At 50.4% G+C, this 14,588-nt stretch carries 13 protein-coding genes; 4 read left to right on the forward strand and 9 right to left on the reverse strand.

The genetic code is table 11. From position 1 onward, the window contains the following. Positions 1 to 50: 50 nt before the first annotated feature. The gene (locus tag BK816_RS06120; RefSeq protein ID WP_071164385.1) at positions 51 to 578 is read left to right on the forward strand and encodes an SNARE-associated domain-containing protein; all 528 of its coding nucleotides are present in this window, start codon (positions 51 to 53) and stop codon (positions 576 to 578) included. A gap of 78 nt (positions 579 to 656) precedes the next feature. Here the strand turns inward: BK816_RS06120 and BK816_RS06125 are convergent, their stop codons facing one another. The 6 genes from BK816_RS06125 to lepA all read right to left on the reverse strand — a co-directional run bounded on the left by BK816_RS06125 (position 657) and on the right by lepA (position 9,432). Next, positions 657 to 2,216: a family 20 glycosylhydrolase gene (locus BK816_RS06125; protein ID WP_071164386.1), complete on the reverse strand. Its 1,560-nt coding sequence runs from the start codon at positions 2,214 to 2,216 to the stop codon at positions 657 to 659. A 10-nt stretch (positions 2,217 to 2,226) separates the two neighbouring features. Further along, positions 2,227 to 3,123, reverse strand: a complete 897-nt coding sequence (locus tag BK816_RS06130; protein ID WP_071164387.1) for an NAD(P)H-binding protein — start codon at positions 3,121 to 3,123, stop codon at positions 2,227 to 2,229. 169 nt (positions 3,124 to 3,292) lie between these two features. Beyond that, positions 3,293 to 5,368: an S-layer homology domain-containing protein gene (locus BK816_RS06135; protein ID WP_071164388.1), complete on the reverse strand. Its 2,076-nt coding sequence runs from the start codon at positions 5,366 to 5,368 to the stop codon at positions 3,293 to 3,295. Positions 5,369 to 5,449: 81 nt separating this feature from the next. Further along, positions 5,450 to 6,697, reverse strand: coding sequence for a radical SAM family heme chaperone HemW (gene hemW, locus BK816_RS06140; protein ID WP_071164389.1), 1,248 nt, complete (start codon positions 6,695 to 6,697; stop codon positions 5,450 to 5,452). Between the two features lie 48 nt (positions 6,698 to 6,745). Then, on the reverse strand, positions 6,746 to 7,570 hold the full coding sequence (gene trmB, locus BK816_RS06145) for a tRNA (guanosine(46)-N7)-methyltransferase TrmB (RefSeq protein ID WP_083379115.1): 825 nt from the start codon (positions 7,568 to 7,570) through the stop codon (positions 6,746 to 6,748). Further along, positions 7,567 to 9,432, reverse strand: coding sequence for a translation elongation factor 4 (gene lepA, locus BK816_RS06150; RefSeq protein WP_071164390.1), 1,866 nt, complete (start codon positions 9,430 to 9,432; stop codon positions 7,567 to 7,569). Before lepA ends, trmB begins: the two co-directional genes overlap by 4 nt. A 140-nt stretch (positions 9,433 to 9,572) precedes the next feature. Here lepA and BK816_RS06155 point away from each other — a divergent pair, with 140 nt between their 5' ends. The 3 genes from BK816_RS06155 to BK816_RS06165 all read left to right on the forward strand — a co-directional run bounded on the left by BK816_RS06155 (position 9,573) and on the right by BK816_RS06165 (position 11,375). Beyond that, complete coding sequence (locus BK816_RS06155) at positions 9,573 to 10,241, forward strand: type II toxin-antitoxin system PemK/MazF family toxin (RefSeq protein WP_236842305.1); 669 nt, start codon at positions 9,573 to 9,575, stop codon at positions 10,239 to 10,241. Between the two features lie 167 nt (positions 10,242 to 10,408). Further along, a complete protein-coding gene (gene rpsT / locus BK816_RS06160; protein ID WP_071164391.1) occupies positions 10,409 to 10,669 on the forward strand; it encodes a 30S ribosomal protein S20 in 261 nt (86 codons plus the stop codon). 229 nt (positions 10,670 to 10,898) lie between these two features. Next, positions 10,899 to 11,375 (forward strand): hypothetical protein, encoded by a 477-nt coding sequence (locus BK816_RS06165; RefSeq protein WP_204377185.1) that lies wholly within the window; start codon positions 10,899 to 10,901, stop codon positions 11,373 to 11,375. Between the two features lie 16 nt (positions 11,376 to 11,391). Here BK816_RS06165 and BK816_RS06170 read toward each other — a convergent pair whose 3' ends face one another. From BK816_RS06170 to BK816_RS06180, 3 genes are all read right to left on the reverse strand, one after another. Beyond that, positions 11,392 to 11,712, reverse strand: a complete 321-nt coding sequence (locus tag BK816_RS06170) for a YbjQ family protein (protein ID WP_071164392.1) — start codon at positions 11,710 to 11,712, stop codon at positions 11,392 to 11,394. 169 nt (positions 11,713 to 11,881) lie between these two features. Next, complete coding sequence (gene holA / locus BK816_RS06175) at positions 11,882 to 12,880, reverse strand: DNA polymerase III subunit delta (RefSeq protein WP_071164393.1); 999 nt, start codon at positions 12,878 to 12,880, stop codon at positions 11,882 to 11,884. Continuing rightward, positions 12,846 to 14,585, reverse strand: coding sequence for a ComEC/Rec2 family competence protein (locus tag BK816_RS06180; protein ID WP_071164394.1), 1,740 nt, complete (start codon positions 14,583 to 14,585; stop codon positions 12,846 to 12,848). Before BK816_RS06180 ends, holA begins: the two co-directional genes overlap by 35 nt. Between the last annotated feature and the right edge of the window lie 3 nt (positions 14,586 to 14,588).

The raw sequence follows: 14,588 nt of genomic DNA on the forward strand, positions 1-14,588 counted from the left end.
CTTAGGCGCTCCTTAGTTGGGGCAAAGTATTGACTTTTTCAGGAGGACGTTTGCTAGAGCAGCTACAACAGCTACCCATCGGCTTAACTATCACTGCCCTAACGATCATAGTTTTCTTCCGTGCTCAGTTAACCTACTGGCTAGGACGACTCGCCGCGGCTGGTGCCTTACGTGAGCATAAAAGCGCTACCTTGAACAAGATTAAACGTTGGTTTGATGGTCCTGCCCCGAAAAAAGGCGCTGACTATCTCGCCCGCTGGGGCCTAATCATTATCCCGTTATGTTTCCTGACCGTAGGATTGCAAACTATGGTTAATGCGGGTGCTGGCATCGTCCGACTCAAATGGCGAACTTACACGATCGCCATGATTCCTGGTTGTATCGCATGGGGTGTCCTCTACGGACTTGGTCTTCTTGCTATCTGGATCTCGGCCTGGTCCTTTATCGGTTCGAAATCTTGGCAACTACTCACCGCTAACTGGTGGACTCCAGTAATCGTATTAGTATTGCTTTCTTCCCTCTTTGTCTGGTGGCGCGCCCGCCGACAAGCTCGCAGACTAGCAACTATCGAGGCCTGAATCTGTACATATGTTTTGGGGTGGAAGCCGATATCGGCTTCCACCCCAAAACATATTTCTAGATTGATAGTTAGCAAACTAATTCAGGCTTCGCATTCTTCGCTGGAAACCGTTCCAATCAAGATTTTCTGGTCTACTCCAAGCTACTTCAGCTAGTGCCGAGAGACGAGGATACTGCAGGTATAAAGCATCCTCTAAACTCCTGACCGTTTCCGACCATAGTGGAGCTTCAATCCCGATAATCTGACTGTGCACTTCAAGGGGAAAGTCTTTTAGCGGATCCCAGTTATAGGCATCAGTTACCTTTAAACCTTTAGCACAGGCCCAAGTTAGTCCGCGAGGATCTTTTAGATTTGGTTTCTGATCAAGATACGCATGTGCCGCATTAGCGTTCAAAAGCTTATATCCCTGAGCTTTCGCTTGTGCCGTCACTTCTTCCCATGATTGCGCACCGATATTATCCGACCAACATTCAATGACATCATTGGGACCAAGCGCTACTTCACAGGCCTCTTGCCACAGCATAACCCGAGAAAAACCGTGCATTTTTGCCAGTTTCACGATCCGATTAAGTACCGCAAGATAGCGTTCCTTACCCAATCGCTTCATCATTTGGTGCGCCTCGTCGCCGCCAAGATGGATTACCTCAGTGCCAAATACGTCCTTAACTTGCAAAATTGCTTGGGTGATAAAGTCCCAGGTAGCAGGCAGGTCGTAGTCTAAGTATGAGTGCCCCACTTGCCAACTCGTCCATGGTGGCACTTTTCCATCTCGATCAACTTGAGCCGAAGCACCAGCGGTGGCTAAATGAGGTAGAGCATGAAGTACTACATGGTTATGCCCTGGGAATTCAAGTTCTGGCACAAGTTGAATGCCTCTAGCGGCAGCATATTGTTTGAGTTCTTTCAATTCGGTTTTCGTATAATAACCGATCTGACCAGGGCCGATACTTTCGAATCCCTGATTAGCAGCGTTAACTTCAGTAAGCGCGTCCTCAGGCTCATCAAAACCCGGATTTTCACCACTTTGGCAGGCACTTGCCCCACCTAAAATGTGAAGAGCCGTGTAATCAGTTTCGTCACCAATCCGGCGCTTAACATTATCCATTTCTAGTCGCCAGCCTTGGTCATCTACCAAGTGCAAGTGACAGACATTTAGTTTATGCCAAGCAGCAATATCAATTAGAGCATATAACTCAGGCACTTCTAGGAAGTTACGAGCCACATCAATCATGAAGCCACGATAAGTAAACCTTGGTTCATCGTAGATCTCTAGGGGGTCACAAAGCTCGCCGATAATCAACTGTGCAGCAGTAACAGTCCCGGCAAAAAATCCGGCCTCGTCACTAGCATGCAAACAGCAGCATTCACGTGATACCCAAAGACGGTAGGCCCCTTTTGGGATGGTCTTCTCTTTTGAAAGCTCCCAGCGAGTGCGAGCGGCCAAAGCGGGATAGCTAGGGTGTAAATGCGTTGCGATTTGTTGTGCCGTCTCATGTGCAGCTCGCTCACGAACTCCGAGTTGCACTGGCTCCGGTGGAAGATCCTGCGGATCCCAGGGTTTAGTTTGGGCAGGCACAGGTAGCGGGCCGAGAAAGTCCGCTACCTGTTGCACTTTGCCATAATTGACTGTGGTCAAAACATTTTCCTTATAGGTTTTGCTGTGCCCAAGACTCTACGCTGAGACCATCGGTCCCGATTAATTTACGCATGTCTCGGCTGATTTCTGAAAGCTCACCGTTGGCCATTCCCTCGTAGGTTGAAGCCCACTGAGAAAGCATGGCCGAATTGACCTCAGGATGAGCAGCTAGCAACCGCTCTTTAGCTTGCTCTAGCGTTTCTGCTCGATACGAAAAGCCAGCCTCATGACGTGAACCGTGGTTTAAGGCACCTACCGCATCTGCTAGAGTCATGGCGATTGGACCGGTAATGGTGTAGGTCCTGCGAGAGTGACCACCACCGCCGCCAGCGGCAATATCAGCCAAAATACCAATCAAACAGTCTGCCAGATCGACTTCTGCCACGAAGGCACAAGCCCCATTTCCAGCAGGACCCGAAATCACCTTATTTTCATCTGCCAGTCCGGGGAGTTTATCGGTCGTAAAGGTGGTGCGCACAATGGTGTAGTCCATCCCGCTTTCCGCCAATAGTTTTTCAGTTTGCGCATGTTCCCTTGCAAAGGGGAAGGAAGATGATTCCTGCGCTCCTTGGAACGACAGATAGACAACATGATGGACGCCAACAGCCTTGGCTGCTCCAATCGTCAATTCATGCATCGCGGCCATATTGTCTGCTTCTACCGCGGGAAACATCAAAAATACGTCACAACCGTTGAGGGCTTTACGCATTGCTTCTGCATCCGCATAATCAGCAAAGGCGCGCTCGCTAGAAGGACCAGCCACAATCTTTTCGGGAGTGCGACTTAAAAGCCTTACATACGTACGGTGCTGGCGATCCAAAGCAGGATCGTCACCGGTCATTACTCGAATACCTGCGCTAACACGCTTACCTACAGTGCCAGTGACACCACTAATTGCAATTCTCATAACGCCTCCTTGCGTTGTGTCGGTAAACACAGTTTACGCTGTGAGAATCCATTTTAACCGATAAAAGTCACTCGTGTTTAGTTAACGCCACATTTTGCGTTGCTTTTTGAATATTTCGTGCTTGCCTTCGGTTATGCAATCCCAAGAGCACACCTATCAGCGCGAGTAACTAGTGGTGGTAGATGCCGATGTGACGACGCCCGTCTCTTTCAATTTCACGCGAGAGATGACGTTTGACGAACTGCGAAAGCGATGGGTACCAGAAGCTCTTAGCAGCCCGCGACCACATGCCAGCACCAGGATCTTGCAGGCGGAAGGCATCGGTTTGCGGGTTATAACCGGTAACCACCATGATGTGAGAGAACGTGGCATTATTGTGCCCGTTTGGATGGTAGCCACCACGTGCTTCTTGCTCATCAACTACCACCGGATAGCCATTTGCAAAGCTATCTTTGATAATCTGGCGAATCTGCGCAACGGTACGATTAAAGCCTTGTTGTTTGACTGCAGTTGGCACATGAATCTGTCGATAAGCGTTGGGGTTCCCCAACCAAGTATTGATGCCCTTAGCAAGAGCTTTGTTGTGGAAACTGGTAAATCCAACCCGGCGAGTCTTCATATAGGTGTTACCGGCCAGCGCATGCTGACTCAGTTTCTCACCGGTCAAAGCAGAACGATAGGCCCCGAGATGACGAAGCACCATTTCACCAGCAGCAGCCCCACAATAGTAGTTGTAATACTGGCCTACCCAAGGCACATTCATTGTCAAAACCTGATCGGTTTCATACAGATAGCCACCTTGGAAGTGTTGACGCCAAGTATTTCCATGACGTTCACGTTGTCCTACCGGCAAACCCAGGGGACCATTTTCGTATCCTTGCGCTGCCCATTTGGCCAAAATCCGGCCAGTTAGTCCGTAGGCTTTGGCCCCATTTTGGTAAGCTCCGCCGTGTTCAAACCACTGAGCTACCCCATTTTTCTTCACGCCATAGGCATTACCACGAGGCCATCCAAGTAACTTCTGTCCCCCATTTGTCCAGTAGTGATAAATCGGACCGTAGATTGCATAAGTTTGTCCTCCACGTCGGATAACCTGTCCATGTTGGTACCACCAAGTGGCATCGTTTCCTCGATAGCTAGCCTTAGGCTGGATAGACCCAAGTTGCTTCAGCTGCGCATTATTGACGTATGGATTTTTCGTGCCGACAATCCGTGGATACTTAACTAGATTTTGGTGACTCTGGTTGTGCATCACCCGGAAGGTGAAGGCCAACATGGTTTGACGATCTAATAAGTTATGCGGCCGGAAGGTGCCATCCGGCCAGCCGGTACTGATTGCACTAGAAGCCATCCAAGCAATTTCTCGATGAAACGGATTAGACCTTGGCACATCTTTAAAGGAGCTATGATTTTCTGCGCTGAGCCGTCCAATTACCTCAGCCGAGCAATTTTTAGCGGACTCTAGAGAACAAAAACGGTAGAGAAAAGCAGCTAAGGCCTCTCGAGTAATTGGGGTATGTGGCCGGAAAGTGCCATCTGCCCACCCAGTGGTGATGTGTTTACTAGCTAGCCAACTGATTTCTTTCGAGAATTGACTGTTAACTGGCACATCAACGAATTGCTGGTTTTTTGGTACCGATGTCCGAGGACTTCCGGCTAAACGATAAAGGAAGGCCGCCACATCTTTTCGATTTAGTAAGCTATCGGGCCTAAAAGTACCATCGCCCCAACCGGTAGTGATCTTTTGCGATTTTGCCCAAGAGATTTCTGGGATGAAGTAGTTATTGGCTGCTAAATCCCAAAATGGAATCACTCGACTTCTTGCTGCCTCAGCTTTAATAACCGGCGATGCTGGCTGCTTGTCTGTAATCTCTACGGGAAGTTTTGTCTCAGTTTGTTCCGTGGTTGCTGGCTTCTCAAGCGTAGGCGCAACCTTCACCGGTTCTTCTACGGTTTGCACCAACTGAGCTTCCGGCGTTACCACCTTCTCCTCGGGAGTAGCGTTATCAGCTTCGAGAGTGGGAGTAAGGGGAACAGGGGTCGATGGTTCTTCAATCGTTGGCGAACCGATGGCGCTTTCTTGCTGGTAATTGCTTCCCGGCAGGTATTTGCCCACCGAAACAGATCCCTCTGGGGTATTTATCTGGTGATTCCGGGAATTATCTATCGCCATAGCTGGCAATGAAACACTAGAAAAGCCTAGCCCGACGGTCAAAGCAGTTGCCCAGAGCAAATGGCGACGCATGTTCCAAGTCCTTTAAATAGCCTTTTGGTGCCCTTCCAGTCTAGTGCCTTAAGTCCCTAGGACAAACCGGGAGCAGAAATATCAAAGGTGATTTTCAACTAAAAAATGCGTCACAGAATCAGCTAGCAACCGGCCCTTTCTAGTCAAAATAATGCGACCACAGAGAGCTGAAGATGGTTGAATCAGACCTTCACGAATGAGCTGGCTAACCGCTCGCGTAACGAACTCGTTTGCAATAAGTCCTTGCCCGGTACGTACCATCAACATAATCTCTTCTAGTCGAGCAGCCTCGGCGTCGATTTCTTCCCCATCCACGGCAGGAGAAATACCTTCTCGCAATGCCTGCGCATACTGACCAGGATGCTTGCGGTTCCACCAACGGACCATCCCAAAATGAGAATGAGCTCCAGGTCCGAACCCCCACCAGTCTCCCCCACGCCAGTAGGCAAGATTATGTCGCGAGGCGTAGCGTAAACCAGTCACTGGGGCTTCTCCAAAACTACGCCATGCCCAGTTGGAAATCTCGTACCATTGGTAGCCTTGAGAGGCGAGCATTTCATCCACGATTTCGTACTTTTCGGCCTGCTCGTCCTCGTCAATTGGGGCTACCTCTCCCCGCTCAATTTGGTTAGCTAATCGAGTTCCAGGCTCAATAATCAAAGAATAAGCACTAATGTGATCAGGGCTTAGCAGTAGGGCGGTATTAACCGATTGCTTCCAATCGTCTAGGCTTTCTCCAGGAGTCCCGTAGATAAGATCAAGACTGACTTGTAGTCCTGCCTCACGAGCCCAACGCACCACTTGTGGCATTCTTAGTGGGTCATGGGAACGTTCCAAGGTTTTCAACACATGAGGGACAGCTGATTGCATGCCGAATGAGACTCGAGTGAAACCAGCTTGTTTCAACCGCTGCAGAATCGGCAAATTCACAGTGTCGGGGTTCGCTTCAATAGTGACTTCCGCTCGTTTTTCGAGGCCGAATGTCTCGGTCAGGGCAGACAGGATGCGAGCAAGTTGATCCGGATCCAGCATAGTTGGGGTGCCCCCACCAAAGAACACCGAGTACAGTTTCCTAGGCGGGTAGCCTTGCTGGCCGAGGGCGTCCTCGGCTTGTTTAATCTCCGCAATCACACTATCCGCATAGGTTGCCAGGTCAGCTCCTACCCCAAAAGTGGTGGTGTAGGTGTTGAAATCGCAATAGCCGCAACGGGTAACGCAAAAAGGGATATGTACGTATGCGCTAAAGGTTCGTTGCGTGGCAGTTTCATCAGCTGGCGGCAGAAAACCGGCAGGCCGATAAACCAGATTGCCAGTAGGAGTTTGGCTCATTTAAGTAACGTGGTTCCTGTGGTGAAAAGTTAGAGAGACGAGAAAAGTCTAACGCTCTTCGCGCGGCAGGCGCACGCCCACAAGATCGTGAACTTGACGACCTGCATCAAGTCCGCGCTGTTCAAACCGAGTAATGACGCGGCCAGAGAATCGAGGAGCATAACCCCCTCGTTCTGGTTCTGGATCATTCTGATCTGGATTTTGCCCCAGATAGGGATTAGCAAAATCTTCTGCCGCTTCTACCACGTCTCGCATGTGCCAAGCGTAATCATCCCAGTCGGTAGCTAGACGCCAAATGCCCCCATCTTTCAAAACGTGGGCAATTTTTCCGGCGAATTCGACTTGCACTAGGCGACGCTTATGATGCCGGGCTTTCCGCCACGGATCGGGGAAGAAGGTCCAAACTTCAGACACGTAAGCCTCTGGCAAAAGGTGAGACAAGACTGCGGTGGCATCAGCTTCAATCAGCTTCACGTTTTCCACTCCGGCGGCTACCGCTTTAGAGACCGTTTTTGCTAAGCCGGGACGCCATACTTCTAGCCCCAAGAAGTTATGATCAGGCCAGCGTTGGGCAGCCGCGATTAGCTGGTCGCCGCCCCCACAACCAATTTCCACAATCAAGGGTTGCTCACTGGGATACTGGGTGGGCAGTTCTAGATCTTGACTAGGGTCGACGGACATTTTTCCGGTAGTACGACCGACCTCGATTAGAAAATCGTTGGCGTACTGGTCCCAAGTGTTCTGCAAAGATTTAGGCATGCGGGTACCACGACGCACGAAAGACTTGGTACGCGCTAAAAAGCGGCCATCGGGCAGGCTCTCGTGCTCCTCGGGATCGAGCATGACGTCTTCAACTTCGCCAGCTACTCTCATTTCTTTTCCTTCCCGGTTGGAGCATCGGAGGTCAGGGCGGCAATGAAGGCTTCTTGCGGCACATCGACGCGACCGATGGCCTTCATCCGCTTCTTACCTTCCTTCTGCTTTTCGAGCAGCTTACGCTTACGGGTAATGTCACCGCCGTAGCACTTGGCGAGCATGTCCTTACGTAGCGCGCGAATAGTCTCACGGGCAATCACACGCGAACCAACAGCGGCCTGCACCGGCACTTCGAACTGCTGGCGTGGGATGAGTTCCTTGAGCTTACTGGTCATACGCACGCCATAGGAATATGCTGCATCCTTGTGAACGATCGCGCTGAAGGCATCGACTTGTTCGCCGTTTAGCAGGATATCTACCTTGACGAGGTCGGCCGCCTGGTCGCCTTCGGGCTCATAGTCGAGCGAAGCGTAACCACGGGTTCGCGATTTAAGTTGATCGAAGAAGTCGAAGACAATTTCAGCCAGTGGCAAGGTGTAGTGCATTTCCACGCGGTCGGTGGTGATGTAGTCCATGCCGAGCATATTGCCACGACGTTCTTGACACAGTTCCATGATCTGGCCGACGAAATCTGCGGGAGTCAAGATGGTACAACGTACGACAGGCTCTCGGATTTCTTTAACTTTACCGCTAGGGAATTCCGAAGGGTTGGTAACTTCGATTTCGGAATTGTCTTCCATGGTGACGTCATAGATTACCGAGGGCGCGGTAGCGATTAGTTCAAGATTGAATTCGCGTTCTAGACGTTCACGAACAATTTCAAGGTGTAGTAACCCCAAGAAGCCGCAACGGAAACCAAAGCCGAGGGCGGCCGAGGTTTCAGGCTCATAAGTTAGCGCGGCATCATTGAGCTTGAGCTTGTCGAGCGCTTCCCGCAAGGCTGGGAAATCGGAACCATCGATTGGGTAGATGCCCGAGAAGACCATTGGTTTGGGGTCCTGGTAGCCCAGTAGTGGGTCTTCAGCTGGGTTCTTCGAACCAGTGACAGTGTCACCAACCTTGGATTGGCGAACGTCTTTCACGCCAGTGATGAGGTAGCCTACTTCGCCAACGCCAAGCCCCTTGGAGGGGGCTGGTTCGGGGCTAATAACACCGATTTCGAGTAGTTCGTGCAGGGCCCCGGTGGACATCATTTGGATGCGCTCACGAGGCTTTAGTTCCCCGTCGACTACACGCACGAAGGTGACTACGCCGCGGTAGGTGTCGTAGACGGAGTCAAAAATCATGGCTCGGGCAGGGGCATCGGCGACGCCTTGCGGAGCAGGGATCTCTTCCACGATCCGGTCGAGGAGTGCTTCTACGCCTTCCCCGGTTTTACCGGAAACGCGAAGGCATTCTTCTGGTTCACAACCGATTAGGGAGGCGACTTCTTCCGCGTACTTTTCAGGCTGGGCGGCAGGCAAGTCGATCTTGTTAAGGACCGGAATAATGACCATGTCATTTTCCATGGCCATGTAAAGGTTAGCCAAGGTTTGTGCTTCGATCCCTTGAGCGGCATCTACTAGTAGTAGCGCGCCCTCACAGGCAGCTAGGGAACGGGAGACTTCGTAGCTAAAGTCAACGTGTCCTGGAGTGTCAATCATGTTGAGGGCATAGGCTGTATCTCCAACTTGCCATGGCATGCGCACCGCTTGGGACTTAATGGTGATACCACGTTCGCGTTCAATGTCCATGCGGTCGAGGTATTGGGCGCGCATATCTCGCGGCTGCACTACTCCTGTGGCTTGCAGCATGCGGTCCGCCAAGGTGGATTTTCCGTGGTCAATGTGCGCAATGATTGAGAAGTTGCGGATTAACTCAGGAGCTGTCGAGGCGGGTTGAATGTGCCTGGTCAGGTCAGGGCCGGGAATCGGTGCCAAAGTAACCTCACGAATAGAATGATGGACATAGTTCAGGCGATATTATCTCACGAGGTCGCCATCTTGGTTTAGCTTTGGCGCGGATTGTGAGGGCTTGTTAGGATTTTCGTGGCTAACACCTCTATTTTGGGAGCAGAAATTTGAGTTTGTGGGATTCTTTAGTGCAAATCCTCACCCGCGCTTTGGGTCGGGCAGGACGCGATATTGTTGATGACGTTATGCGCGACACCTTGGGCACTTCTTCGCCTCGGCGTGGTCGCTCATCATCTCGTCGTCCAAGTTCAAGTAATCGAGGACGGACCACCACTCGTCGTTCGACCTCGACTACTAAGTCTTCGCGAAAGCGCACCACTTCGGTACCAAGTGAAGCAGAGCTGATGCAAAGTGCCGAGGGCGTGAATGTGTGGAATACCGAAAAGTTTGGTTTACCACCATTAACCTATGATCCTCATCCAGACGGCGTAGCGGATCCAGGTGAAGTGGTATGGACTTGGATTCCCTACGAGGAGGATCCAACCCAAGGTAAAGATCGTCCGGTTCTGGTGCTTTCTCGCCACCAGAGCACTTTGATTGTTTCGCAACTTACCAGCAAAAACCACCATCTTGACGAAGAACAGGAAGCTTCTTGGGGTCGTTACTGGTTCGACGTGGGTAGTGGCGATTGGGACGCCCAGCGTCGACCTTCCCAGATGCGTGTTGATCGTCTGTTGGCAGTGCAGGACTACAAGGTACGACGCGAAGGCGGTCGTATCTCCAAAGCTGTCTTCGATCAAGTATGTGACCATTTGCGCGATTTTTATGGGGAATGAGCGGGCACTACTCCCCCGCCTTGTGGTAGAGTTTTCCCTTGGATGACACTCCGGTCGGGTGTGGATTCCAGTCGTTAACCACTCCACGGGTGTCCCCACGCCCCAGTCCCGGTTGCGACACAGCCCTCAACCGACCATGTAGGAACTAACGCACGAAAGTAGCGACAGTGGCAAACATTAAATCTCAGAAAAAGCGTATTAAGACCAACGAAAAGCGCCGCGTGCGCAACCAGGCTTACAAGTCTGAATTGCGTACCTTGGTTCGCAAGACTCGCGAAGCTATTGCAGCAGGCGAAAAGGAAACCGCTGAAGACGCATTGCGCGTTGCTAGCCGTAAGCTAGACAAGGCTGTTTCCAAGGGCGTGATTCACGCTAACCAGGCTGCTAACCGCAAGTCGAAGTTGGCTAAGCAGGTTGCTGCTCTCTGAGCAGATAACAGCTAACGCATACTGATACAGAACACTTTTGGGCACTTACCTTCGGGTAGGTGCCCAAAAGTTTTTGTCTTTTGGTCTGTTTTCCAGCGAAAGAACTGCTCTCTTTCTCCTGCAGTTGTGGTTAGGAGCGCTTAGCGCGCTACACGGTTAAGTTTAGTTTGCAGCTGTGTCTACCTTAAGAAAGTTTAGTTTTTAGTTTGCTTTAGGTACAATGTCCCACATGCAAACTAACTTTCAGATGCCGTCGACTCCGCCTGTAGCCCCAGTTAAGCCTGAGACTAGCGCTGCGAAGCCTTCTTTGGCTCGAGCTATTTGGTTGACGGTGCTGATTGGTTTGTTTTTGACCTTACCGACAGATATTTTGCCTAATCCGATTTTTGGACGTGAAGTCCCAGTCCGCTGGTGGGAGTATCTAGCGGTTGGCGTTACTCTAGTTTTGACCTTTTTGTGGTTTGCGTTGCCGGCAGCTCCGAAGGACCCGCAAGCTGGCCGCTTGGGCACCATTTTGGGCGCAACTTTGTTCGCTGTGGCTTGTCCAGTCTGCAACAAGATTGTGCTCTTGTTGTTAGGAACTAGTGGTGCTTTGGGTTTCTGGGCACCGGCACAGCCGTATATTGCCGCTTTGGCGGTTGCCGCAATGGCTCTGGCACTTTGGTTGCGAGTTCGTCGCCCTAATTGCAGCGCTGAAACTTGCTAGGTTTGAGCGTCAGTTTTCAGGATAGTTGAACGGCAGTACCTACCACTGTCACCATCAACATATTGTTTCCTTGGCCGAGGGCGGTGTAATCGAATTTGGCTCCGATCACTGCATTGGCGCCTAGCTGTTCGGCTCGGGCCTGTAATTCATTTAGGGCTGCTTCTCGCGCGTTGATTAGTTCTTCTTCGTACCCTTGAGAACGGCCACCGAAAAAGTTTCGCATTCCGGCTCCAAAGTCTTTGATGAAGTCCACCCCGTTAACGACTTCTCCGGCTACTAGTCCGAGATAGCGCACGACCTCGTGGCCTTCAACGTGATTGGTTGTAGTAACTAGCATTTTCTTTCCTCTCGTTTTGGCGTTTTTAGGCTGAGCTACTTGCTTGGATGGTCAGCCATGGTTGCCTTCAGAATAAGGCTATTAAGTTCTTAAGCTTCTTTGCTTTCAATGGCATAGAGGCTGGTTACTAACTTAATTGTAGCTGCCTTTAGTCTCTGGTCATATCGATTTAGATTCTACCGGCTCTCACACGGCACGCGTAGATGATCAGTTTTTCGACTGCATGGATTGGATCTCTAGACGCACCTTTAACTGCCGCGTCTGCCTTGGCGGTGGCGGCGATAGCCCCGGCTAGTGAACGGTCATCCCATAATGGGATGTTTTTCTCTACGTATCTCAAGGCCGCTGGGGAAATCCCGATATCTCGGGCAGCTTTGGGGCTAGTTCCGTAGTGCTGCGCCCTAGCGATCTGCCTTAGTTTGGTGGCAATCGCCGCTACAATCAGCACTGGCTCAGTACCGCAAGCGAGCGCAGAACGAAGTAGGGCGAGGGCGTGCCCCATTTGACCGGCGGCAACAGCATCAGCCACATTAAAGGCGGTACTTTCGACCTTGCCCGAGTAATAGCGCTTGACGATTTGGGGAGTAATTTCCCCCTCGGTGTCGGCCAGTAACTGTTTAATAGCAGCGGCTAGTTCGCGTAAATCTGAACCGCAAGCGTCGACTAAGGCACCGGCGGCTTCTTCAGATATGGGGCGCTTGGCTCGGCGCATATCCTCTTGCACCATTTTTACTTTTTGCCAAGGTTGGTTTAGTTCTTTGTCGTCTACGTCCGGGTAGCCTAGTTTCCGAATTTCAGCGAAGACTTTTTTGCCCCTAAGTCCGGAGGTAATGTCTAAAACTAGCCAAGTTTGTTCGGTAGGGTCTTTGAGGTAGTCGGCTAGATCAAGATAGAATTTTTCCGAGCCGGTTCCGGCACCGCTAACTTTTACTAAACGTGGTTCGTTGAAGAGCGATGGTGAAGTTACCGTTTGGAGATATCCTGCTTGATATGAGGATGCTTCAAAATCAGTAACTTCAAGTTCTGGGTATTCTCGTTGCAACATAGCTTTTAGTCGAAACCATGCACGATCAGCAAAAAGCGGCTCTTTAGTAGAGATCAGAACAATTGGAGCCGGTTTTACTCTTGCCCAACTAACGCTGTTGGGGCTTTTTTGAGCTCCAGCCATTTATTCCTCCTCCAAGACCAACTTTGACAAGTAGATCGACTAAGCGGTGTGCTAGTTTCCAAATGTTCGGATACTGCAATACCAAGATACTAACAAAGGCCAGCCCGACTATGGTACCGGTAGCTCCCGACCACCAAGGTATTTCCGCTCCGGGTAAAGTTTCTCCCCATTTGGCAACAAGCCATAATCCGCGTGAGGGCCACCAAAGAAGCGACAAGACTAGTGACGTGCCAAATCCAATGAGAACAGTAAGGGACGCTATCAATCCCCCGAATAAGATCATAGGAAGCAATGGCATGGCCATGAGGTTCAATAAGACGCTCCATAAATTGATGCTTTCGTTTTGGGCAGCGATCAATGGAAATGTAGCTAAATATGCCACCAATGAGACCGAGTAAGCATTCCTGATTTTTTCTTTAGCTTTATTTCTTGCTTGTGCTTTTCGTTTAGCTTCTAGGGCTTGCTTCTTTTCGGCCCTGCGGCTTTTTGCGGGCGGATTCGCAACTATCAGCGAAAATGCGTCGGCTCTTTTTTCATCCAGTTGCGACAAATCATCTCTAAGTTTTTCACTGCCGAAAAGTATTCCAAAGGTCGCCAAAAAGGAAAGCCAGAATCCCAGTTGAAGTCCCATTTGTGGTTGCCACAGTAATAGACCAAGCGCGCTCATAGAAAGCAGATTCATGCCCGTGTAAGAGTTACCTGTAGCTGCCAGAAAAACTCCCATAGCACTCATGGTGCTGGCCCGAATAATACTGGGACTTGGCCCAACGAAGTATGCGAATCCAAGAGTGGCCATTAGCCCCGCTAGTTGAGTGCTTCTTAGAACTACTTTGGGTTTCCAGATTCTTCCATAGCGGCTGGTTCTCGCGATTTTCCCTGCGACCACTGCGGCTAAGAGACAGACTAAACTGACATGGGCACCCGATACTGCCGTGAGATGCGATAGCCCAGTTTTTCTCATCATCTTTTTCGTTTGTTGAGCTACTAGTCTTTGATCTCCCCAGGTTATCGCTGGAACTAGTTCCATCCCCTGCTTCCAGCTTGCGGTCTGTTCCGTGATTTCTTGGGCAAACTTGGTTTTGAAGTTTTCGATTCTTCTTGCGATTGTGGACTTGGCGATAACTGCCTGACTGCTAACGAGCAATTGGAGCTGTTGCCTGCTTAGTTTTCCGTGCTCTGCTTCCAGTTTCCCTTTAGCTTTTATCAGGTCTCCTCGGTGACCTGTTTTGTTTGGTAGGACAATTTTGATTGGAAGTTTGGTTGCGTGACATTTTGGTTGGCAGATTGCTTTGAGCCAACCTTGCGCTGTTTCTTTGCGTTGAAATCCACTCTGTCTTGGTTGAATACTGAGCTGGATTAAATAGGTAATATTGCGGCTCGTAGGTTTCAAACTATTTTGATAGATCTCTTCGCTAAGGATGGCTTGGTGACTTACTGTTAGCGTCATTGCCAGTGACACTGCCAAGGCCAATAATAACCAGCCTAATGTGCTACCTATTTCTGGATTTTTTAGTGCTTTAGGTTCAAAGCGTTTATTAGCCTTCCAGATTAGCCACACAACCACTAGTAATGAAAGCGCCTGAAGACTTCTGATTCCCTCTTGTTGGTCTGGCTTGAGCTGCCAGGCTATCCAATTAGTAGCTAGCCCTACGCATGCGATGGAGGGTAAACGCCAGTCAACTTTTCTATTGATTTTATTAGCCATCTT

This window comes from Boudabousia tangfeifanii (genome assembly GCF_001856685.1).
Classification (GTDB): domain Bacteria; phylum Actinomycetota; class Actinomycetes; order Actinomycetales; family Actinomycetaceae; genus Boudabousia; species Boudabousia tangfeifanii.